Source organism: Pseudomonas sp. GD03858, assembly GCF_029840925.1.
GTDB lineage: Bacteria > Pseudomonadota > Gammaproteobacteria > Pseudomonadales > Pseudomonadaceae > Aquipseudomonas.
Window position 1 is genome coordinate 1 of the sequence record NZ_JAOCDM010000097.1, and the last position, 21,622, is coordinate 21,622.

The 21,622-nt window shown below is 64.9% G+C and carries 15 protein-coding genes and 1 other RNA gene; 10 read left to right on the top strand and 6 right to left on the bottom strand.

Features of this window, described 5'->3' with window-relative positions; all coding sequences use genetic code 11:
* Positions 1–86: 86 nt before the first annotated feature.
* A complete protein-coding gene (locus N5D48_RS20415) occupies positions 87–1,436 on the bottom strand; it encodes an NCS2 family permease (protein WP_279887562.1) in 1,350 nt (449 codons plus the stop codon).
* A 358-nt stretch (positions 1,437–1,794) separates the two neighbouring features.
* Between N5D48_RS20415 and N5D48_RS20420 the strand changes: the two genes are divergently transcribed.
* Together N5D48_RS20420 and aqpZ are read left to right on the top strand one after the other, a co-directional pair.
* Complete coding sequence (locus tag N5D48_RS20420) at positions 1,795–2,550, top strand: GntR family transcriptional regulator (protein ID WP_279804568.1); 756 nt, start codon at positions 1,795–1,797, stop codon at positions 2,548–2,550.
* A gap of 151 nt (positions 2,551–2,701) precedes the next feature.
* Positions 2,702–3,400 carry an aquaporin Z gene (gene aqpZ / locus N5D48_RS20425; RefSeq protein ID WP_279887563.1) on the top strand — a complete coding sequence of 233 codons (699 nt, stop codon included), beginning with the start codon at positions 2,702–2,704 and terminating at the stop codon, positions 3,398–3,400.
* On the opposite strand, the gene guaD is transcribed toward aqpZ, so the two are convergent.
* The 4 genes from guaD to xdhA all read right to left on the bottom strand — a co-directional run bounded on the left by guaD (position 3,397) and on the right by xdhA (position 9,569).
* Positions 3,397–4,701, bottom strand: coding sequence for a guanine deaminase (gene guaD / locus N5D48_RS20430; RefSeq protein ID WP_279887565.1), 1,305 nt, complete (start codon positions 4,699–4,701; stop codon positions 3,397–3,399). The genes aqpZ and guaD overlap by 4 nt on opposite strands.
* A 10-nt stretch (positions 4,702–4,711) precedes the next feature.
* A complete protein-coding gene (xdhC, locus tag N5D48_RS20435) occupies positions 4,712–5,557 on the bottom strand; it encodes a xanthine dehydrogenase accessory protein XdhC (protein WP_279887566.1) in 846 nt (281 codons plus the stop codon).
* Between the two features lie 165 nt (positions 5,558–5,722).
* Positions 5,723–8,122: a xanthine dehydrogenase molybdopterin binding subunit gene (xdhB, locus tag N5D48_RS20440; RefSeq protein WP_279887567.1), complete on the bottom strand. Its 2,400-nt coding sequence runs from the start codon at positions 8,120–8,122 to the stop codon at positions 5,723–5,725.
* Positions 8,115–9,569: a xanthine dehydrogenase small subunit gene (xdhA, locus tag N5D48_RS20445; protein WP_279887569.1), complete on the bottom strand. Its 1,455-nt coding sequence runs from the start codon at positions 9,567–9,569 to the stop codon at positions 8,115–8,117. The genes xdhB and xdhA overlap by 8 nt, the downstream gene beginning before the upstream one ends.
* 271 nt (positions 9,570–9,840) lie before the next feature.
* Here xdhA and N5D48_RS20450 point away from each other — a divergent pair, with 271 nt between their 5' ends.
* From N5D48_RS20450 to N5D48_RS20480, 7 genes are all read left to right on the top strand, one after another.
* The gene (locus tag N5D48_RS20450) at positions 9,841–10,500 is read left to right on the top strand and encodes a GntR family transcriptional regulator (protein WP_279887570.1); all 660 of its coding nucleotides are present in this window, start codon (positions 9,841–9,843) and stop codon (positions 10,498–10,500) included.
* Between the two features lie 3 nt (positions 10,501–10,503).
* Entirely contained in the window at positions 10,504–13,992 is a 3,489-nt protein-coding gene (gene smc, locus N5D48_RS20455) for a chromosome segregation protein SMC (protein ID WP_279887571.1), read from the top strand.
* 204 nt (positions 13,993–14,196) lie between these two features.
* The gene (gene zipA / locus N5D48_RS20460) at positions 14,197–15,075 is read left to right on the top strand and encodes a cell division protein ZipA (RefSeq protein WP_279887572.1); all 879 of its coding nucleotides are present in this window, start codon (positions 14,197–14,199) and stop codon (positions 15,073–15,075) included.
* 100 nt (positions 15,076–15,175) lie between these two features.
* On the top strand, positions 15,176–17,518 hold the full coding sequence (gene ligA / locus N5D48_RS20465; protein WP_279887573.1) for an NAD-dependent DNA ligase LigA: 2,343 nt from the start codon (positions 15,176–15,178) through the stop codon (positions 17,516–17,518).
* Positions 17,519–17,706: 188 nt separating this feature from the next.
* Positions 17,707–17,803, top strand: an RNA gene (gene ffs, locus N5D48_RS20470) — signal recognition particle sRNA small type.
* A gap of 163 nt (positions 17,804–17,966) precedes the next feature.
* Positions 17,967–18,362, top strand: a complete 396-nt coding sequence (locus tag N5D48_RS20475) for a hypothetical protein (RefSeq protein WP_279887574.1) — start codon at positions 17,967–17,969, stop codon at positions 18,360–18,362.
* A gap of 23 nt (positions 18,363–18,385) precedes the next feature.
* Positions 18,386–20,335, top strand: a complete 1,950-nt coding sequence (locus N5D48_RS20480; RefSeq protein WP_279887576.1) for a hypothetical protein — start codon at positions 18,386–18,388, stop codon at positions 20,333–20,335.
* 30 nt (positions 20,336–20,365) lie between these two features.
* Here the strand turns inward: N5D48_RS20480 and N5D48_RS20485 are convergent, their stop codons facing one another.
* On the bottom strand, positions 20,366–20,770 hold the full coding sequence (locus tag N5D48_RS20485) for a helix-turn-helix domain-containing protein (protein ID WP_279887575.1): 405 nt from the start codon (positions 20,768–20,770) through the stop codon (positions 20,366–20,368).
* 84 nt (positions 20,771–20,854) lie between these two features.
* Between N5D48_RS20485 and N5D48_RS20490 the strand changes: the two genes are divergently transcribed.
* On the top strand, positions 20,855–21,361 hold the full coding sequence (locus N5D48_RS20490; RefSeq protein WP_279887578.1) for a DUF2938 domain-containing protein: 507 nt from the start codon (positions 20,855–20,857) through the stop codon (positions 21,359–21,361).
* The last annotated feature ends 261 nt before the right edge of the window (positions 21,362–21,622 follow it).

The following is a 21,622-nucleotide window of genomic DNA, read 5'->3' on the forward strand; positions in this document are numbered from 1 at the left end:
CGCGACACAAGGCCGCTCCTACAGGGGATCGTCATTAGCAGGCAAAAAGATAGGGCGCCGAGGCGCCCTTGGTTGTTGCTGTGGGGTCAGAGGAATACGAACTTGGCAATGAAGATCACGCACAGTACCCACAAGCTCGCCGAGATCTCCTTGAACTTGCCGGTCCCGGCTTTCAGCGCCACAAAGCTGATGAAGCCCAGGGCGATGCCATCGGCCACCGAGAAGGTCAGCGGCATCATGATCACCGTGACGATCGCCGGAATGCTGTCGGTGGCTTCATCCCAGTTGATGTGCGCCATGCTGCCCATCATCAGCATCGCCACATAGATCAGCGCGCCGGCGGTGGCGTAGGCCGGAATCATACCGGCCAGCGGGGCGAAGAACATCGCGGCGATGAACAGCAGGCCAACCACCACAGCCGTCAGGCCGGTACGCCCGCCCGCCGCCACGCCTGCGGCACTTTCCACATAGCTGGTCACCGGTGGCACGCCGACCACGGCGCCGAACACGCTGGAGGTACTGTCGGCCTTGAGCGCTCGCGACAGGTTCTCGATGCGCCCGTCCGGCGCCACCAGGTTGGCGCGCTGCGCCACGCCCATCAGCGTGCCGGCGGTGTCGAACATGTGCACGAACAGGAAGGCCAGCACCACGCTGATCATGCTGACGTTGAACACGCCGGCCACGTCCATGGCCATCCAGGTCGGCGCCAGGCTCGGAGGCATCGACATCACCCCGCCGAACTTCACCAGGCCCAGGCCCCAGCCGGCCATGGTGACGCCGATGATGCTGATCAAAATCGCGCCGAACACCCGCTTGTAGCTGAGGATGGCGATCAGCAGGAAGCACAGCGCCGCCAGCAGCGGGCCAGGCTCATGCAGTGAGCCCAGCTTGACCAGGGTGGCCGGGCTGTCGACGATGATGCCGGCGGTCTTCAGGCCGATCAGCCCGAGGAACAATCCGACGCCGGCCCCCATGGCATGGCGCAGGCTCACCGGGATGCTGTTGAGCAGCCACTCGCGCACGCGCGACACGGTCAGGAACATGAACAGCACGCCCGAGACGAACACCGCCCCCAGCGCGGTTTCCCAGCTGTAGCCCATGGTTCCGACCACGGTGTAGGTGAAGAAGGCATTGAGCCCCATGCCCGGTGCCAGCCCCACCGGCCAGTTGGCGTACAGGCCCATCAGCAGGCAGCCGAGCGCGGCGGCGATGCAGGTGGCGACGAATGCCGCGCCGTGGTCGATGCCGGCGTCGGCCATGATGTTGGGGTTGACGAAGATGATGTAGGCCATGGTGATGAAGGTGGTCACCCCGGCGATCAGTTCGGTCCTGACGGTAGTGCCGTGTCGCTTGAGTTTGAAAATCCGCTCCAGCCAGCCCGTTTCGAGCGGTGGGGCGAGATCCAGCGTAGGTGCTTCGGATTTGCGGCTTTCCACAGCGAGTACTCCTCAAGTCTTTCTTGTTGTTCGAAGCCTGGTCCTGAGCCTGCGCACTTGGGGGCTTCGCGAGGGAGGGTGTGGCAGACGTCCGACCATTTTGTTGACTTCTGGGTCAGGAAGTTGCTCGCAGGATTATGCGTTTGTGTACAAATAATGCAAATAATGTTTTATCTTTTGTGCGCGCAAACCGCCGTACAACGGCTATATAGGTAAAAGGCTATCTGCAGAAACGGGTCAGCCTGTGTACAATGGCGCCATACCTTGGCCCATCATCTTCTTCCCGGACTTGCCATCCCCCCGCTGACAGGTATTACAGTCACGGTCCGACTGGCAGATCCTTCGTGCTCGAGAGCCCATGAACGAACAGCTGCAACCCCTGAAAAAACCTGCGCGCACCGGCAAGGCCGGCCGCAGCGGTACCCAGGACGACATCGTCTACGCGCATATCTTCGAGGCGATCCTCGAGCAGCGCCTGGCTCCGGGCACCAAGTTGAGCGAGGAAGCGCTGGGCGAGATCTTCGGCGTCAGCCGTACCATCATTCGTCGTGCGCTGTCGCGCCTGGCCCACGAAAGCGTGGTGCTGCTGCGACCCAACCGCGGCGCCGTGGTGGCCAGCCCGACCGTCGAAGAGGCGCGCCAGGTGTTCTTCTCCCGGCGCATGGTCGAGCGCGCCATCACCGAACTGGCCGTGCAGCACGCCACCCTCGATCAACTCAACGAACTGCGCCAGATGGTCCGCGAGGAGCGCGACAGCTTCTCGCGCGGTGACCGGGGCGCCGGCATCCGCCTGTCCGGTGAGTTCCACCTCAAGCTGGCCGAAGCCGCAGGCAATGCGCCGCTGGTGAGCTTCCAGCGCAGCCTGGTATCACAGACCTCGCTAATCATCGCCCAGTACGAGAGCGGCAATCGCTCGCACTGCTCGTACGACGAGCACATGCAACTGATCGATGCCATCGAGGCGCGCGATGCCGAACAAGCGGTGAGCCTGATGATGCATCACATGGACCATATCGACAGCAAGCTCAACCTCGACGAGGAAAGCGCGTCGGACGACCTGCATGCGGTGTTCTCGCATTTGCTGAAAAAGCCCAAGGCCGCCGCCAAGGGTTGAACGTTTGCCTGAATGATCAAGGGGCTGCTTTGCAGCCCCTTGTCGTTTCTGGCCATTTGCCGGGTCCCTGATAGATTTACTAGTTGCAAACCCCTGTTCAATGTAGTTGGGCTTGCGCAGTCGTTGCGTCCAATTACTTGAGGAGAGGTCCATGACCATGTCTCTGGGTGTGCGCATGGGTGCCGAGCTGGTCGGCACCTTCTGGTTGGTTCTGGGGGGGTGTGGCAGCGCCGTGCTGGCCGCCAGCTCACCCGTCGGTATCGGTGTGCTCGGTGTCGCCTTTGCCTTTGGCCTGACGGTCCTGACCATGGCCTTCGCCATCGGCCATATCTCCGGTTGCCATCTCAATCCCGCCGTATCGTTCGGCCTGGTGGTGGGTGGGCGCTTTCCAGCCAGGGAGTTGCTGCCCTACGTCATCGCCCAAGTGATCGGTGCCATCCTTGCGGCTGGCGTGATCTACCTCATCGCCAGTGGCAAGGCGGGTTTCGAAGTGGCCAACGGCATGGCGTCCAATGGCTATGGCGAGCACTCGCCGGGGGGCTACACCCTGGCGGCTGGTTTCGTCAGCGAAGTGGTGATGACGGCGATGTTCCTGGTGATCATCATGGGCGCCACGGATGCCCGGGCGCCGGCGGGGTTCGCGCCGATCGCCATCGGCCTGGGGCTGACCTTGATCCACCTGATCTCGATCCCGGTGACCAACACCTCGGTGAACCCGGCGCGTAGCACCGGGCCTGCGCTGTTCGTTGGCGGTTGGGCCTTGCAGCAGCTGTGGCTGTTCTGGCTGGCGCCGCTGATCGGGGCTGCGATCGGCGGCGCGCTGTACCGTGGCCTGGCGAAACAGCCTTAGCGCTGGTGCACGCAACGCCCGGCGGCGTAGGTCTCGCGCACGGTGCGGTCGTCGCCCAGGGTGGTGAGCACGAACAGGGTCTCCTCGATGTTCTTCGACTGCTGCAGGCGGTAGTCCAGCAGCGGGGTGGCCTTGTAGTCGAGCACCACGAAGTCGGCGTCGTTGCCGGGGCGCAGGCTGCCGATGCGATCGTCCAGGCGCAGGGCGCGGGCGCCGCCGAGGGTGGCCAGGTACAGCGACTTGTACGGGTGCAGGCGCGCGCCCTGCAGCTGCATCACCTTGTACGCCTCGTTCAGGGTATTGAGCAGCGAGAAGCTGGTGCCGGCGCCGACGTCGGTGCCCAGGCCGACGTTGACCTTGAAGCGCTCGGCCTGGGGCAGGTTGAACAGGCCGCTGCCGAGGAACAGGTTGGACGTCGGGCAGAAAGCGATGGCCGAACCGGTCTCGGCCAGGCGCTGGCACTCGTCGTCGCACAGGTGCACGCCGTGGGCGAACACCGAGCGCTCGCCGAGCAGCTCGAAGTGGTCGTAGACGTCGAGGTAGCCTTTTTGCTCGGGGAACAGCGACTTGACCCAGTCGATTTCCTTGAGGTTCTCCGACAGGTGGGTGTGCATGTACACGCCCGGGTGCTCCTTGAGCAACTGGCCGGCCACGCTCAACTGCTCCGGCGTGCTGGTCGGCGCGAAACGCGGGGTGACCGCGTAGTGCAGGCGGCCCTTGCCGTGCCAGCGCTCGATCAGCGCCTTGCTGTCGCGGTAGCTGGATTCGGCGGTGTCGGTCAGGTAGTCGGGGGCGTTGCGGTCCATCATCACCTTGCCGGCGATCATACGCAGGTCCAGGCGCTCGGCCTCCTCGAACAGGGCGTTGACCGACTCCGGGTGCACGCTGCCGAACACCAGCGCGGTGGTGGTGCCGTTGCGCAGCAGTTCCTTGAGGAAGATCTTCGCCACCTGGTCGGCATGAGCCTTGTCGGCGAACTGCTTCTCGCAGGGGAAGGTATAGGTGTTGAGCCAGTCCAGCAGCTGCTCGCCGTACGAACCGATCATGCCGGTCTGCGGGAAGTGGATATGGGTGTCGATGAAGCCCGGGGTGATCAGGGCATCCTGGTAGTGTTCGACCGGGATGTCGGCAGCGAGGGTCGGCAGCAGCTCGCTGGCATGGCCCAGGGCGCTGATGCGACCGTCGTCGACCACCAGCAGGCCGTCTTCATAGTATTCGCAGGACGCCTCCAGGCCGACCTCGGCAGGGTCGGCGATGCTGTGCAGGATGGCGGCTCGGTAGGCTTTGCGGGTTGCGCTCATGGGGCTCTCGTCAAAGGGTCTGGCTGCGTCGCGAGGACGGCAGCAACTGGGCGATGGGGCCTGAATTGGCGGCAGCGTCGTGCTGGCCGAAGCAGGCGTTGTAGGTGGCAATGATCTCGGCGGCGATGGACACGGCGATCTCGATCGGCAGCTTGCCCTTGACCTCGGCCAGGCCCATCGGGCAGCGCATGCGCGCCGTCAGCGCGTCGTCGAAACCCCGCTCGCGCAGGCGGTGCTCGAACTTGACCCGCTTGGTCTTCGAACCGATCAGGCCGAACCAGGTGAAATCGTTGCGCTTGAGGATCGCGGCGGTCAGTTCCAGGTCCAGCTGGTGGTTGTGGGTCATGACGATGCAGTAGCTGCCGGCGGGCAGGTCGGCGACTTCGTCGACCGGCTCTTCGCTGACGATCTTGCTCACCCCGTTGGCGATGACGTCGGGGAACTCCTGCTCGCGCGAATCGATCCAGCGCACCCGGCAGGGTAGCGCGGCGAGCAAGGGTACCAGAGCGCGGCCGACATGGCCCGCGCCGAACACGGCGATCTCGGCCTGCACGCCGGTCATCGGCTCGAACAGCAGCACGGTGGCGCCGCCGCAGCACTGGCCGAGGCTGGCGCCGAGACTGAAGCGCTCCAGGTGCGGGGTGCTGCGGTGTTGCTCGAGCATCTGCCGGGCGATGTGCAGGGCCTTGAACTCCAGGTGGCCACCGCCGATGGTGTCGTACAGCGCACTGGCGCTGACCACCATCTTCGAGCCGGCGTTGCGTGGCGTGGAGCCGCGTTCCTCGATGATGGTCACCAGGACGCAGGGTTCGCCGCGGGCTTGATGGTCGGCGAGGGCGTTGATCCATTGGTGCATGTCTTCAATCCTCCTCGTGCCCCTGTAGGAGCGGCCTTGTGTCGCGAAAGGGCTGCGTAGCAGCCCCAGAAATCTTGATTGCGGCACAGATCGTGGGGCCGCTGCGCGCCCCTTTCCGACCGGTCCGACGCCTCGGCAAGGCCGCTCCTACAGGGTCCCGCGTTGTCAGTGGGTGACGGTTTCCAATGCGGGCTCCACAGGCTGCGTAGCAGCCATCGCCTTGCGCATCTGCTCGCAGCCCCACAGCACTCGCTCCGGCGTCGACGGCGCGTCGATCTCGGGCTGCACGCGGTAGTCGGCGATGCTCGCCACGGCGTCCTTGATCGCGCACCAGGCGGCGATGCCGAGCATGAACGGTGGCTCGCCCACGGCCTTGGAATGGAACACCGTGTCCTCGGGGTTCTTGCGGTTCTCCACCAGCTTGACGCGCATGTCGATCGGCATGTCGGCCACCGCCGGGATCTTGTAGCTGGCTGGGCCGTTGGTCATCAGCTTGCCCTTGGCGTTCCAAACCAGTTCCTCGGTGGTCAGCCAGCCCATGCCCTGGACGAAGCCGCCCTCGACCTGGCCGATGTCGATGGCTGGGTTCAGCGAGTCACCGACATCGTGCAGGATATCGGCGCGCAGCATCTTGTACTCGCCGGTCAGGGTGTCGACGATCACTTCCACGCAGGCGGCGCCGAAGGCGTAGTAATAGAACGGCCGGCCACGGGCCTGGGCGCGGTCGTAGAAGATCTTCGGCGTGCGATAGAAGCCGGTGGTCGACAGCGATACCTGGGCGAAGTACGCCTGCTGCACCAGTTGCTCGAAGCTGACGATCTGGTCGCGCATGCGCACATGGCCATTGCGAAATTCGACGTCTTCCTCGGTCACGTTGTAATGCCGGGCAGCGAACTCGGTCAGGCGCTTCTTGAGGATTTCGGCGGCGTTCTGCGCGGCTTTGCCGTTCAGGTCGGCGCCGCTGGAGGCCGCGGTCGGAGAGGTGTTGGGTACTTTGTCGGTGTTGGTGGCGGTGATCTGGATACGGTTGAAATCGACCTGGAACACCTGCGCCACCACCTGGGCCACCTTGGTATTCAGGCCCTGGCCCATCTCGGTGCCGCCGTGGTTGAGGTGGATGCTGCCGTCGGTGTAGATGTGGATCAGGGCACCGGCCTGGTTGAGGAAGGTGGCGGTGAACGAGATGCCGAACTTCACCGGGGTCAGCGCCAGGCCTTTCTTCAGTACCGGACTGTTGGCGTTGAAGCGGCGGATCGACTCGCGGCGTTCATGGTAGTCGCTGCTCGCCTCGATCTCGGCGGTCATCTCCTCGAGCATGTTGTGCTCGACGGTCTGGTAGTAGTGGGTGACGTTGCGCTCGGTCTTGCCGTAGTAGTTGGCCTTGCGCACGGCCAGCGGGTCGAGGGCCAGGTGGCGGGCGATATGGTCCATCACCTGCTCGATGGCGACCATGCCCTGTGGTCCGCCGAAACCGCGGTAGGCGGTATTGGAGGCGGTGTTGGTCTTGCAGCGGTGGCCGTGCACCGTGGCGTCGCCCAGGTAGTAGGCGTTGTCGGAGTGGAACATGGCGCGGTCGACGATCGAGCCGGAAAGGTCGGGTGAGTAGCCGCAGTTGCCGGCCAGGTCGAAGTTGATCCCGTGCAGGCGGCCAGTGTCGTCGAAGCCGACGTCGTACTCGACGTAGAACGGGTGGCGCTTGCCGGTCATCATCATGTCTTCGACGCGGGGCAGGCGCATCTTGGTCGGCTGGCCGGTCAGGCGCGCGATCACCGCGCACAGACAGGCGGGGCTGGCGGCCTGGGTCTCCTTGCCGCCGAAGCCACCGCCCATGCGGCGCATGTCGACGACGATCTTGTGCATCGGCACGTCGAGCACCTCGGCGACCAGCTTCTGCACCTCGGTGGGGTTCTGCGTGGAGCAGTAGACGATCATGCCGCCGTCTTCGCCGGGCATCACCGAGCTGATCTGGGTTTCCAGGTAGAAGTGCTCCTGGCCGCCGATGTGCAGGCTGCCCTGGATACGGTGCGGGGCGCTGGCCAGGGCGGCGGCCGAGTCGCCGCGCTGGTGGGTGTGGCTGTCGAGCACGAAGTGCTTCTTGCGCAGAGCTTCGACCACGTCCAGCACCGGTTCCAGGTCTTCGTACTCGACGATGGCGGCCATGGCGGCGCGACGGGCGGTGTCCAGGTCGTGGGCGGCCACGGCGAGCACCGGCTGGCCGAAGAACTCGACCTTGTCGATGGCCAGCAGCGGGTCGCCGGCCACCACCGGGCCGATGTCCTTGAGCCCCGGGATGTCCTCGTGGGTGATGGCGATGCGCACCCCCTCGAACTGGTAGCAGGGCGTGGTGTCGATGCGCAGGATGCGCGCATGGGCGCGGTCCGCAGTGCGGGCATAGACGTGCAGCTGGTTGGGGAATTCCAGGCGGTCGTCGATGTACACCGCCTCGCCCGCCACGTGCTTGTCGGCGCTGTCGTGCTTGAGGCTGCGGCCGACCCCGGTGGTCAGGTCCTGGCTGAACAGTGCGGCCATCTCGGCCTGGCTCTTGACGGCGTGATGGTTAGACATAGGCGGTCACCCGGGTTTCGATGTGCGGCGATTGCAGTTCGATGAAGTACTTGCGCAGCAAATTCTGCGCGGTCAGCAGGCGGTACTCGCGGCTGGCGCGGAAGTCGCTGAGGGGGGTGAAGTCCTCGGCCAGGGCCTGGCAGGCACGCTCGACGCTGGCCTGGTTCCACGCCTTGCCGCGTAGCGCGGCTTCGCAGGCGCGGGCGCGCTTGGGGATCGCCGCCATGCCGCCGAAGGCGATGCGCACGCCGCTGACCACGCCGTTCTCGATGCTCAGGTTGAACGCAGCGCACACGGCGGAGATATCGTCGTCCAGGCGCTTGGACACCTTGTAGGCACGGAACGCCCAGTCGCTGCTGGCGCGCGGCACGATGATCTTCTCGATGAACTCGCTGTCCTGGCGCGCGGTGATGCGATAGTCGATGAAGTAGTCTTCCAGGGCCAGGGTACGCTGGCGCTCGCCCTGGCGCAGGACGATCTGCGCATCGAGGGCGATCAGCAGGGGGGGCGAGTCGCCGATCGGCGAGGCGTTGCCGATGTTGCCGCCCAGGGTGCCCTGGTTGCGGATCTGCAGCGAGGCGAAGCGGTGCAGCAGGTCGCCGAAGTCGGGGTATTCCTCGTTGAGCGCGGTGTAGCAGTCGGTCAGCGGGGTGGCGGCACCGATTTCCAGATGGGTGGCGGTTTTGTCGATACGCTTGAGCTCGGCGACATGGCCGACGTAGATCATCACCGGCAGGGTGCGGTGGAACTGGGTGACCTCCAGCGCCAGGTCGGTGCCGCCGGCTAGCAGGCGCGCCTCGGGGTGCGAGCTGTACAGGTCGGCCAGGTCGGCCACGGTCAGTGGCACCAGGCAGCGCTTGTCGCCGCTGTTGAGCTCGCCGGTCTGTTGCGGCGCGATGGCCTTGAGGCGGGCGATGGTCTGTGCCTGTTGGGCGTCGAACTGGTCGCGACAGGGTTGCGCGCAGCTCTGCTCGGCGGCGGCCAGGATCGGCCGGTAGCCGGTGCAGCGGCACAGGTTGCCGGCCAGGGCCTCCTGGGCCTGGTGCAGGTCGTGGCCCTCGCTGTTCTTCTGCAGGGCGAACAGCGACATGACGAAACCGGGGGTACAGAAACCGCACTGCGAACCATGGCAGTCGGCCATGGCTTTCTGCACGCTGTGCAGCTCGCCCTGGTGCTTGAGGCCCTCGACGCTGATCAGCTGCTTGCCGTGCAGCGAAGACACGAACGTCAGGCACGAATTGAGGCTTCGGTAGCGGATACCGTCGCCGCCGTTATCGTCCTGGACGAGTTCGCCGACGACCACGGTGCAGGCGCCGCAGTCGCCGCTGGCGCAGCCTTCCTTGGTGCCGGGTTTGCCCAGGTGCTCGCGCAGGTATTGCAGCACCGTCATGTTCGGGTCCAGGGCGTGCTCGCTGCGCAGCTCCTGGTTGACGAGAAACTGGATCACGGGGGAGGGCCTCGCAATGGTTTTATTGTTGTTCGGGCGGACTCTAAGCAACGCCTGACCTCGTGGTCAATAAATTTCTGACTCAAAGGTCAAGATTTTGCTCAAGCCCCTGCCGAACTGCCTCAAGGAGCCTTTCCAAAGCATAGTTCGCGCCGCGTGGGAAAGTTGACCCGGCAGTCGCACAAAGCACGTCGTCCTGCTGCGCGAGGGCCTGGCAAGTGCGCTACAATCGCGCCCTTGTGCACTGCCATCCAGATTTCGAAGGAAAACCATGACGTTCAAGGCGCCGGACAGCCTCTCCGAGCAAATTGCCCACTACCTGGCCGAGCGGATCATTCGCGGCGAACTCGCGCCCGGCGAGCGCATCCAGGAGCAGAAGGTCACCCAGGCCCTCAACGTCAGCCGCGGCTCGGTGCGCGAGGCGCTGCTCATTCTCGAACGTCGTCACCTGGTGGCGATTTTGCCGCGACGTGGCGCCCATGTGACCGAACTCGACGAGAACAGCGTGCGCAGCCTGTGCACGCTGATGGGCGAGTTCTATATCCTGCTGGGCAATTCCGTCGCCCAGCATTGGCGCACTGAAAGCGACCTGCGCCCGTTCCTGGACATCCAGCATCGCCTGGAACAGGCGCACGCCAGGCAGGACATCAAGACCTTCGTCGCCGACAGCTTCGCGGTGATGCGCGCGGCTTACCCGTTCGCGAACAATCCCTACTTGCAGGAAACCGTCGAGAACCTGCAGCCGGCCATGAGCCGTGCCTATTACCTCGCCCTCGATCAGCGCCAGGCCAACATGATCGATTACCTGGAGCTGTTCGCCCGCCTGCTCGAAGCCGTGGTCGCCCGCGACCTGCCGCGCATCCGCGAGGTGCTCGCCGCCTACTGCCAGCGCAGCTGCGAACTGGTGCTGGCGGCGCTGGCGCGGACCTGACCGATGCGCCTCAAGTGCATTCGCCTGGCTGGGTTCAAGTCGTTCGTCGACCCGACCACGGTCAATTTCCCCAGCAACATGGCCGCCGTGGTCGGCCCCAACGGCTGTGGCAAGTCCAATATCATCGATGCGGTGCGCTGGGTGATGGGCGAGAGTTCGGCGAAGAACCTGCGGGGCGAGTCGATGACCGATGTCATCTTCAACGGCTCCACCAGTCGCAAGCCGGTCAGCCAGGCCAGCATCGAACTGGTGTTCGACAACAGCGACAACTCCCTGGTCGGCGAGTACGCCGCCTACGCCGAGATCTCGATCCGGCGCAAGGTCACCCGCGACGGTCAGAACACTTACTACCTCAACGGCACCAAGTGCAGGCGCCGCGATATCACCGACATTTTCCTCGGGACCGGTCTGGGGCCGCGCAGTTATTCGATCATCGAGCAGGGCATGATCAGCAAGCTGATCGAGGCCAAGCCCGAGGAGTTGCGCAACTTCATCGAAGAGGCGGCGGGCATTTCCAAGTATAAGGAGCGCCGCCGCGAGACCGAGAACCGTATCCGTCGCACCCAGGAGAACCTGGCGCGCCTGACCGACCTGCGCGAAGAGCTGGAGCGCCAGCTCGAACGCCTGCACCGCCAGGCCCAGGCCGCCGAGAAGTATCGCGAATACAAGGCCGAGGAGCGCCAGCTCAAGGCGCGTCTGGCAGCCTTGCGCTGGCGCGACCTGGATGAGCGCGTGCGCCAGCGCGAGACGGTGATCGGCGATCAGGAGATCGCCTTCGAGGCGCTGGTGGCCGAGCAGCGCAATGCCGACGCCAGCATCGAGCGACTGCGCGATGGCCACCATGAATTGTCCGAGCGCTTCAACCAGGTGCAGGGCCGCTTCTACTCCGTGGCCGGTGACATCGCTCGGGTCGAGCAGAGCATTCAGCATGGCCAGCAGCGTCTGCGCCAGTTGCAAGATGACCTGAAAGAGGCCGAGCGCACCCGGCTGGAGACCGAGTCGCATCTGGGGCACGACCGCACCTTGCTGGCGACCCTCGGCGAAGAGCTGGCCATGCTCGAGCCGGAACAGGGCATGACCCTGGCAGCGGCCGAGGAGGCCGCGGCGACCCTGGAGGAAGCCGAGCAGGGCATGCACGCCTGGCAGGAGCAGTGGGACAGCTTCAACACTCGCTCCGCCGAGCCGCGCCGCCAGGCCGAAGTGCAGCAGGCGCGACTGGCGCAGCTCGAATCCAGCCTGGAGCGCCTGGCCGAGCGCCAGCGCAAGCTCGGCGAGGAGAGCGAGCAGCTCGGTGCCGATCCGCAGGACGTCGAGCTGCTCGACCTGGCCGAGCAGGTGGCCAGCAGCGAGCTGTCGCTCGAAGATTTGCAGGTGCAAGAGCAGCAGGTGGTCGAACGCCTCGAGGCCGTGCGCGAGCAGTTGCAGCACGCGACCCAGGCGCAGCAGCAACAGCAGGGGGACCTGCAGCGTCTGGGCGGTCGGCTGGCGTCGCTGGAGGCCCTGCAGCAAGCGGCCCTCGAACCCGGCGTTGGCGCCGCCCAATGGCTGCGCGCGCAAGGCCTGGAGCAGCGCCCGCGCCTGGCGCAAGGCCTGCGAGTCGAGCCGGGCTGGGAGTTGGCGGTGGAAACGGTGCTTGGCGCCGATCTGCAAGCGGTACTGCTCGAGGACTTCGACTCGCTCGACTTCGGCACGCTGGAGCAGGGCGAGTTGCGCCTGCTGCTGGGTGGTGGTGACGGTGTCCGGATTGCCGGCAGCCTGCTCGACAAGGTCGAGGGGCATACCGATCTCTCCCCCTGGCTGGGGCAGGTCAAGCCGGTGGACACCCTGGAGCATGCGCTGGCCCTGCGCTCGACACTGAGCGGCGGGCACAGCCTGGTCAGCCGCGACGGTTACTGGGTCGGGCGGCATTTCCTGCGGGTCAGCCGGGGCGGCGATTCACAGGGCGGCGTGCTGGCCCGCGGCCAGGAAATCGAGCGCCTGGGGCAAGAGCAGTTGGAGCACGAAGCCCTGCTGGAGCAGCAGGATGCGTTGCTCCAGCGCCTGCGCGAGCAGCAACTCGATCAGGAAGAGCAGCGCGAGCAATTGCGTCGGCGCAGCCAGGACGAGAGCCGCCATCACGGTGAGCTCAAGGCGCGCCTTTCCGCTGGCCAGGCACGGGCCGAGCAGGTCGAGCTGCGTCGGCGTCGGTTGCAGGAAGAACAGGCTGAATTGCAGGAGCAGCGCGCTGTCGAGCACGAACAGCTAGGCGAGGCACGCCTGATGCTGCAGGAAGCCCTCGATCTGATGGCTCACGACACCGAGCAGCGCGAGGCCTTGATGGCGCGTCGCGACACCCTGCGCGAAGGACTCGACCGTATTCGCCAGGAGGCCCGCCAGCACAAGGATCATGCTCACCAGCTGGCCGTGCGCCAGGGCTCGTTGCGTGCCCAGCACGACTCCACCCGCCAGGCGCTCGAGCGCCTGGAGCAGCAGGCCGCGCGCCTGAGCGAGCGTCAGGAGCAACTGAACCTGAACCTGGAGGAGGGCGAAGCGCCGCTGGAGGAGCTGCGTCTGAAGCTCGAGGAGTTGCTCGAGCGGCGCATGAGCGTTGACGAGGAAATGCGCCAGGCCCGCCTGCACATGGACGAAGCCGATCGCGAACTGCGCGACGCCGAGCGCCGTCGTACCCAGGCCGAACAGCAGTCGATGCTGCTGCGCGGCCAGCTGGAGCAGCAGCGCCTTGAATCGCAGGGGTTGGACGTGCGTCGCAAGACCCTGCAGGAACAATTGCACGCCGACGGCTACGATCTTCAGGGCGTGCTCGCCACGTTGGATGCCGATGCCAGCGAACAGGGCACCGAGCAGGCGCTCGAGCAGCTCGAGGCGCGGATCCAGCGCCTGGGCGCGATCAACCTGGCGGCGATCGAAGAGTACGAGCAGCAGTCCGAGCGCAAGCGCTACCTGGACGCCCAGGACGCCGACCTGGTCGAGGCGCTGGAGACCCTGGAAAACGTCATTCGCAAGATCGACAAGGAAACCCGTAACCGCTTCAAGGATACCTTTGATCAGATAAATGCCGGATTGCAGGCACTTTTCCCAAAAGTTTTCGGTGGCGGCAGCGCTTATCTGGAACTGACGGGCGAAGATCCACTCGATACAGGGGTGACGATCATGGCGCGTCCGCCGGGCAAGAAGAACAGCACCATCCATCTGCTGTCCGGTGGCGAGAAGGCATTGACCGCGCTCGCATTGGTGTTCGCCATCTTCAAGCTGAATCCGGCGCCGTTCTGCATGCTCGACGAGGTCGACGCACCGCTGGACGACGCCAACGTCGGGCGCTATGCCCGCCTGGTCAAGGAGATGAGTGAAACCGTGCAGTTCATCTACATCACTCACAACAAGATCGCCATGGAAATGGCCGATCAATTGATGGGGGTGACCATGCACGAACCGGGCTGTTCACGTCTTGTTGCAGTTGATGTGGAGGAAGCTATGGCCATGGTCGACGCCTAAAAGGTAAAGAAAGGCATGATCATGTAGGTAAAAGCCCCAGGCAGGTGCGACAGACGGTGTAAAGTTGCCTTTGGTCGTGCTAGCTTTATGTCACTTGTTTTTTGCGTGGGTAAAACGCCTGTCAGAACATAGAGTTGGCGCCACGTGTTAAAGGCCTTTGAAGCCTTTGTTTTCAAGCATATTTTTATAGAGGCACGGGATTACATGGAAATCGGTCTGCGCGAGTGGCTGATCGTCATCGGCATCATTGTCATCGCCGGTATTCTTTTCGACGGCTGGCGCCGCATGCGCGGCGGCAAGGGCAAGTTGAAGTTCCGCCTGGACCGTAGCTACGCCAACGCCCCGGACGACGACGGCGGCGCCGAGGTGCTGGGCCCCTCGCGGGTGCTGGAAACCCATAAGGAGCCCGAACTGGACGAGAGCGACCTGCCCTCGCTCAGCGCCCCGGTGCGTGAGCGCGAGCCCAAGCCGGCCAAGGCGTCCAAGCGCGGCAAGCGCAACAACAGCGAATCGCAGCAGGGCGATCTGAACCTGGCCGCGGAACCGCGTGAGCCGGATCTGTTCGATGGCAGCGACGACGACTTTGCCGCCGACAACAACCGCAACGCAGGTTTCAGTGCTTCCTCCGCGCCAGCCAAGGAGCTGCCGCCGGCCGAAGAAGTACTGGTGATCAGTGTCATCTCCCGTGACGAAGGCGGTTTCAAGGGCCCGGCCCTGCTGCAGAACATCCTGGAAAGCGGTCTGCGCTTCGGTGAGATGGATATCTTCCACCGTCACGAGAGCATGGCCGGTCACGGCGAAGTGCTGTTCTCCATGGCCAACGCCGTCAAGCCCGGCGTGTTCGATCTGGATGACATCGACCACTTCAGCACTCGTGCGGTGAGCTTCTTCCTCGGTCTGCCCGGCCCGCGTCATCCCAAGCAGGCCTTCGACGTGATGGTCGCCGCCGCCCGCAAGCTGGCCCACGAGCTCAACGGTGAGCTCAAGGACGACCAGCGCAGCGTGCTGACTGCCCAGACCATCGAGCACTATCGCCAGCGCATCGTCGAGTTCGAGCGCCGCGCCCTGACCCAGAAACGCTGATGTGTACGAGTGGGCGGATCCAGCCTCGATCCGCGCCGCGATGATTCAAGCAAAAGAGCAGCCAGGGGCTGCTCTTTTGCTTTGCAAGAGAAGACGACCCATGACCACCGAATCCCGAATCCATGCCCTGCGCGCCGAACTCGACCAGCACAACTACCGGTACTACGTGCTCGATGAACCCAGTGTGCCCGATGCCGAATACGACCGCCTGTTCAACGAGCTCAAGGCGCTGGAGGCCGAGCACCCGCACCTGGTGACCACGGACTCGCCGACCCAACGCGTCGGTGGCGCGGCACTGGCGGCTTTCAGCCAGGTCCGTCACGAAGTGCCCATGCTCAGTCTGGGCAATGCCTTCGAGGAAGACGACCTGCGCGACTTTGCTCGCCGCGTGGTGGAAGGCCTGGATTTGCCCGGCGGCGATCAGGCAGCGGTGGACTACAGCTGCGAGCCGAAGCTCGACGGCCTGGCGGTCAGTCTGCTGTACCGCGATGGCCAGTTGGTGCAGGGCGCCACCCGGGGTGATGGCACCACTGGAGAGGACATCAGCACCAATGTGCGCACTGTGCGCAACATCCCGCTCAAGCTGCAGGGAGAGGGCTGGCCGGCGCTGCTCGAGGTGCGCGGCGAGGTGTACATGAGCAAGGCCGGTTTCGAAAAGCTCAACGCCGCCCAGGCCGAGGCCGGTGGCAAGACCTTCGCCAACCCGCGTAACGCCGCGGCCGGCAGCCTGCGTCAGCTGGACTCGAAGATCACCGCCAGCCGCCCACTGGAATTCTGCTGCTACGGCGTCGGCCAGGTGTCCGAGCCCTTCGGCGACAGCCATATCGGTATTCTCGAGAAGCTCAAGACCTGGGGGCTGCCGATCAGTCGCGAGCTGCGCCATGCGGCCGGTATAGAAGAATGCCTGGCCTACTATCGTGATATCGGTGCCCGTCGCAACGACCTGCCCTATGAGATCGACGGCGTGGTGTTCAAGGTCAACAGCCTGGCGTCGCAGCGTGAATTGGGCTTCCGTGCGCGCGAGCCGCGCTGGGCGATCGCCCACAAGTTCCCGGCCATGGAAGAGCTCACCGAGGTGCTCGACGTCGAGTTCCAGGTTGGGCGCACCGGCGCGGTCACGCCGGTGGCGCGTCTCAAGCCGGTCAAGGTAGCGGGTGTGACCGTCTCCAACGCTACCTTGCACAACATGGACGAGATCGCCCGCCTGGGCCTGCGCATCGGTGACACGGTGATCATCCGTCGTGCCGGTGACGTGATCCCGCAGGTGATGCAGGTGGTGCTCGAGCGCCGTCCTGAAGGTGCCCGCCCGGTCCAGGTGCCCAGTGAGTGTCCGGTGTGTGGCTCGCAGGTCGAGCGCACCCAGCTGGTCAAGCGCAGCAAGGGCAAGGAGACCACCAGCGAAGGCGCGGTGTATCGCTGCGTCGGGCGCCTGAGCTGCGCCGCCCAGCTCAAGCAGGCGATCATCCACTACGTGTCGCGCCGGGCCATGGACATCGACGGCCTGGGCGAGAAGAGCGTCGAGCAATTGGTCGACGAGAACCTGATCCGCTCGCCGGCCGATCTCTACCACCTGACCTTCGACCAGGTGGTAGCGCTGGAAGGCTTTGCCGAGGTGTCGAGCAACAAGCTGCTGGCGGCCATCGAAGCCAGCAAACGCCCGAGCCTGGCGCGTTTCATCTATGCATTGGGTATTCCCGATGTCGGCGAGGAGACCGCCAAGGTCCTGGCTCGATCCCTGGGTAGCCTGGCACGGGTGCAGGTGGCGTTGCCGCAGGTGCTGACCTACCTGCCGGATATCGGCCTTGAGGTTGCTCACGAGATTCACAACTTCTTCGAGGACGCGCACAACCGTGAGGTCATCGCGCAGTTGCTGGCCAGTGGCATGCAGTTGCAGGACGAGGGTGAGCTGGCCGCCGAGTTCGCCGCCAGCACCACGCTGGCCGGCATGCTCGCCAAGCTCGACATCCCCTCGGTCGGGCCGACCGGCGCCGAGAAGCTGGTGGACAAGCTGGGCACCTTGGAGCGGATCATCGCCGCCGACGGCATCGACCTGCGCCAGGCCCTGAACACCAAGCAGGCCGAAGGCGTGCGCGAGTTCTTCAAGGTCGAGGCCAACCAGCAGCTGGCACGCGCCATCGAAGCCCAATTGCTGGACTTCGGCATGCACTGGTCGTGCGAGAAGAAGTCTGCCGAAGGCTTGCCGCTGGCCGGCCAGACCTGGGTGCTGACCGGTACCCTGGAGCGCATGAGCCGCGACATCGCCAAGGAAAAGCTGGAAAGCCTGGGGGCCAAGGTGGCGGGCTCCGTGTCCGGCAAGACCCACTGCGTGGTCGCCGGGCCCGGCGCCGGTTCCAAGCTGGCCAAGGCCGGCGAGCTGGGCGTTGCGGTGATGGACGAGGAGGCCTTCGTGGGCTTCCTGGCGGAGCGTGGTATCAGCGTCTGAACCCACCGGCCTTATCGCGGGGCAAGCCCGCTCCCACGGGTGCTGATGCGTGGGAGCGGGCTTGCCCCGCGATAGATTTGCCACAAGTCCTTGAGAAATGATGGTTTTTTCACGATCAAAGGTTGTAACTTCGCCCCGGCGCTGTACAATGGCGCGGCTCGTCAGCTGACGAGCCGTCGTGGTGGCCCCATCGGTCCCCCCGCATTGATTACCCGTTAACCTGGTCAGGCCCGGAAGGGAGCAGCCATAGCGGGAACATCGAGTGCCGGGGTGTGGCTGGTGGGGCCGCCTCCATTTTGGGCGCAGGGATTTTCCGGCGTACCTGTCAGGCGTCGCCCTTCAGACGCGTTTCTTTACACCCTCGCACCGTTTTCCGCCTGCACGATCCCGCGCAGCGCCTTATCATGCATCCCATCGTGTCAGCCCATTCGGCCAGGAGATAGCGACCGTGGAACATGTCGACGACCTCACCCGCCAGAAGATCCGCGAGTGGCAGTTGCGCCGCCTGGAAATCAAGGACCAGATGGCTGCCAGCCCCGAGCGCGTGCTGGAGCTGTCGCAGGTCCTCGACCAGATGGAAGAAGAGCATGAGCGCATCCTCGAAGCAGCAACTGTGCCGGTGGCAGTGACGGCTGACGCGGCGGCCTTCGAGCTGCAGGTGCAGGTGTCGGCGCAGTCGGTGCGTGACTTGCGCAAGCTGCTGGAGCTGGCCCTGCATGAGCTCGATGGCGTACTCGATGCACCGCAGGCGGGTGCCAGCTATCCCGGCGACATGGCGGGGTCGTTGGGGGCCTACCGCTTCGAGCTGGTGGTGGGGCAGGCCGCTGAATCCGACAAACCTTGAGTGATCCCCGGACCCGTACCGACATGCAGCCCGAGCACTTCGACTTTTCCCATCCGGTGTACCTGCCGGTCACCGCAGAGGTGTGCCAAGGCTTGCTGCAGGCCGAGGGCGCGCCTGCGCTCGACGCCCTGGGCGAGCCGGAGCTGGCGGCGGTGCTGGTGATCCAGAATCTGGCCCAGGCGCAGGGGCCGGTCGATGCGCGGGCGGCGGAGAAGGTGTTGGGCAAACTGTTGGCGTGGGCGGTCGAGGGCGCGCACTCGCCTGGTGTAGGGTTGTTGTCCGAGGCCCGTCGGCTGTTCGATGCGCGCAAGCTCTATTTCGGCCTCGAGGTGATCAAGGGCTCCAAACTGCGGCTGCTCGATGCCGAACAGGTGCAGGCGCGGGAGTACCTGCTGGCGGACGGCAAGTGGGATTTCGACTATCGCATTCGCCTGCATCACAGTGACAACCCGTTCAGCCAGCGGGTGACCACCGGCTTCGATACCGAGCGTTGGCTGACCGTCGAGCAGGACAAGTTGCTCAAGGTCATCCAGGCCAATCTCGACGAGGACATCCATGTGCAGGGCTATGCCGGGATCGGCAAGAGCTACCTGCTCGGCGCGCTGATGGAATGCCTGCCCCGTGGCCGGGTACTGGCCCTGGCACGCACGCCGGCCAAGCTCGGTACCCTGCGTCGGCGCATGGGGCTGGATGTCCAGGCGAAGGTCGGCATGACCTTCGGCCAGTTCGCCCGGGCCCTGCTCAAGGATACCCGGCCGGTTTCCGCCCGAACGGCGCCGCGCGGTCCCGGCAAGCGCCGGCTGGCCGAAGAGCTGGGGATCGTCGGGCTGCGCGAGTACGACGCCGAGCATGCCCTGGATATCTGCCTGGAAGTGCTGCGCAACTATTGCGAGTCGCGGGACTACAGCCTGTCCAGCCGCCACCTGCCGCATTTTCGCCAGGCGCTGTCCGGCCTCGATGCCCAGGTGCTGCTCGAGTACGCCAGTCGCCTGTGGCGTTACCTGGAGGCGCAGCCGACCTGGGGCGCGCAGACCGGGTTCGAGGCGTTGCTAATGCTCAAGCGGGCCAGCCTGGGCGGCTGTAGCGTGCCCGGGCGTTTCAGCCACGTGATCATCGACGAGAGTCAGGACGTGCCGGCCTCGCTGCTGCAGCTCATCGAGCGTGGCCGCCAGGTGCTGATCACCCTGGGTGACGAATACCAGAAGGCCGCCGGCGAGGTGGTCAGGCGCGAGCGTCAGGTGCGGCAGAAGGACATGGCCTTCGCCGTGCGCTCCGGGCCCAGGGTGGAGCGCCTGATCAACCCGTTGATCGGTATGCACTCGAAGAAGTCCAAGGTCGCGTTCGAGGCGGCGCGGCATGTCGATGTCGGTATCGAGCACTTCCCCGAGGGTTTCATCCCGCCCGAGGGCTGCGTGGTGCTGACCGCCTCGCGCTGGGACACGATGCGCTGGGCCATGGAAATGGCCGAGTCCAACTGCCTGCTGAACTTCCCCGACTGGCCGGACATGCGCCGTTTCATGGTCACCGCGATCGGCCTGTTCAGGGCCGCGTTCTATGCGCCCGGACAGGACGCTGAAGGGCCGCATGCGTACTTCGCGCACCTGCTCGACTGGCAGCAGGTGCGTGAGTCCGAACGTTTCGATGCCGCGTTCCAATGGGTCGAGGCGCGGCTGGAGGCGGGGTTCAAACTCGCCGACCTGACTGGCCTGGATGCGCGCGTCGCCGCGCAGCCTGCCAGCCTCACGCTGTTGATGGCCGAGGAGGCCGGTGGCCTGGAGTTCGATCAGGTGCTGTTGACGCCGGAGCTGATGACCACCCAGCGCTTCAAGGACGCCTACGCCTTCGATGCGCGGATCTGCGCGGTGTACATCGCCCTGTCGCGTGCGCGTCGGCAGTTGTACCTGCCCTATGACGTGGAAGAGTGGATCAACTACCACAAGGGCCAGCCGTTCCGCGAGTTGCACGGCTACTGACCCCACCGTCGTATTCTGGTCTGGCGGGCCTTATCGCAGGGCAAGGCGACTGCCACGCTTGCCTTTGCTGGCTGACACCTGCATCAATCGCTGGAAAGTCGGGCATTGCAGGTGGTTCTCCTCGGGGCACACTGCCGCATGCCGCAGCCCTTTGCTCATCGCCTGCAGGCGCTTGATCCTCTGCTCGATCTCATCGGCCTTGGCCAGCAGCAGCGCTCGGTCGACCTGTTGCTCGTCCAGCATCGCCGCCACTTCGTCCAGCGAAAAGCCCGCCGCCTGGCCTAGTGCGATCAGGGCCAGGCGTTCGGGCGTATCCGCAGGGAATTGCCGGCGCTGGCCATGGCTGGCGAGCGATGTGAGCAGGCCCTTGTTCGCGTAGTAACGCAATGTCGACGCCGGCACTCCGGTACGTCTGGCGACATCGGCAATGTCCATCGTGGCTCCCTTGACTTGAAGTTGACTTCAACTTGCATGCTGCTCGGCATCGACCTCTCCGTCAATCTGCCAAGGGCTTTCGACATGACTGTTTCTTCTCTCGTGCTTTCCATTCTGTTTATCGGCATCGGCGCCACTCTGGTCATGGACCTGTGGACCCTGCTGCTCAGGCGCGCGGGCGTCACCACCCTGAACTACGCGATGGTCGGGCGCTGGGCGGGCCACCTGTTCGCGGGGCGCTGGCGGCATGCCGCAATCGGCAAGGCTGCGCCGGTCAGGTGGGAGCTGGCGTGGGGCTGGGTGCTCCACTACGCCACGGGGCTGGTGTTTGCGGCGCTGCTGGTGGCTGTTGCAGGGGAGGGGTGGTTGCAGGGGCCGACACTGTGGCCAGCCTTGCTGTTTGGAATCGTCTCGGTGCTTGTACCGTTGTGTGTGGTGCAGCCTGCGTTTGGGGCGGGGTATTTCGCCTGTCTTACACCGACGCCGCTCAGGAGCTGCCTGCGTAGCTTGGCCACGCATGGCGTGTTCGGTTTAGGCCTGTTCCTGAGTGCGGTAGTGTTGGCAGGCGTGCGGAGAGGGTTGACAGGTTGAACCGGAGTGTTCGGACCAATGGAGCCTGTCTCATGCTTGTCTTGGGTGAGGGCATCCAGGTGTCCGCCGCAATCCCTGCAGCGCCTATCAGATCGAGCGCCGCCCGCGCGGCGCATCGCGACGCAAGGCCGCTCCTACATTTGTTGCAACGTGCCGAACCTGTCAGGCCATGGTTGCCCGCCTTGGTGCATGTCTTGAGACAGGTGGAGCGGCAGTGGTGCCCACGCTGATACCGCGTCGTACCAACAAGGCGGACCCGGT

Bases quoted from the DNA above. Each gene is read 5' to 3' on its own strand.
- N5D48_RS20420 (WP_279804568.1), top strand. From the start codon at position 1,795: ATGAACGAACAGCTGCAACCCCTGAAAAAACCTGCGCGCACCGGCAAG.
- aqpZ (WP_279887563.1), top strand. From the start codon at position 2,702: ATGACCATGTCTCTGGGTGTGCGCATGGGTGCCGAGCTGGTCGGCACC.
- guaD (WP_279887565.1), bottom strand. From the start codon at position 4,701: ATGAGCGCAACCCGCAAAGCCTACCGAGCCGCCATCCTGCACAGCATC.
- xdhC (WP_279887566.1), bottom strand. From the start codon at position 5,557: ATGCACCAATGGATCAACGCCCTCGCCGACCATCAAGCCCGCGGCGAA.
- xdhB (WP_279887567.1), bottom strand. From the start codon at position 8,122: ATGTCTAACCATCACGCCGTCAAGAGCCAGGCCGAGATGGCCGCACTG.
- N5D48_RS20450 (WP_279887570.1), top strand. From the start codon at position 9,841: ATGACGTTCAAGGCGCCGGACAGCCTCTCCGAGCAAATTGCCCACTAC.
- smc (WP_279887571.1), top strand. From the start codon at position 10,504: ATGCGCCTCAAGTGCATTCGCCTGGCTGGGTTCAAGTCGTTCGTCGAC.
- zipA (WP_279887572.1), top strand. From the start codon at position 14,197: ATGGAAATCGGTCTGCGCGAGTGGCTGATCGTCATCGGCATCATTGTC.
- ligA (WP_279887573.1), top strand. From the start codon at position 15,176: ATGACCACCGAATCCCGAATCCATGCCCTGCGCGCCGAACTCGACCAG.
- N5D48_RS20480 (WP_279887576.1), top strand. From the start codon at position 18,386: ATGCAGCCCGAGCACTTCGACTTTTCCCATCCGGTGTACCTGCCGGTC.
- N5D48_RS20485 (WP_279887575.1), bottom strand. From the start codon at position 20,770: ATGGACATTGCCGATGTCGCCAGACGTACCGGAGTGCCGGCGTCGACA.
- N5D48_RS20490 (WP_279887578.1), top strand. From the start codon at position 20,855: ATGACTGTTTCTTCTCTCGTGCTTTCCATTCTGTTTATCGGCATCGGC.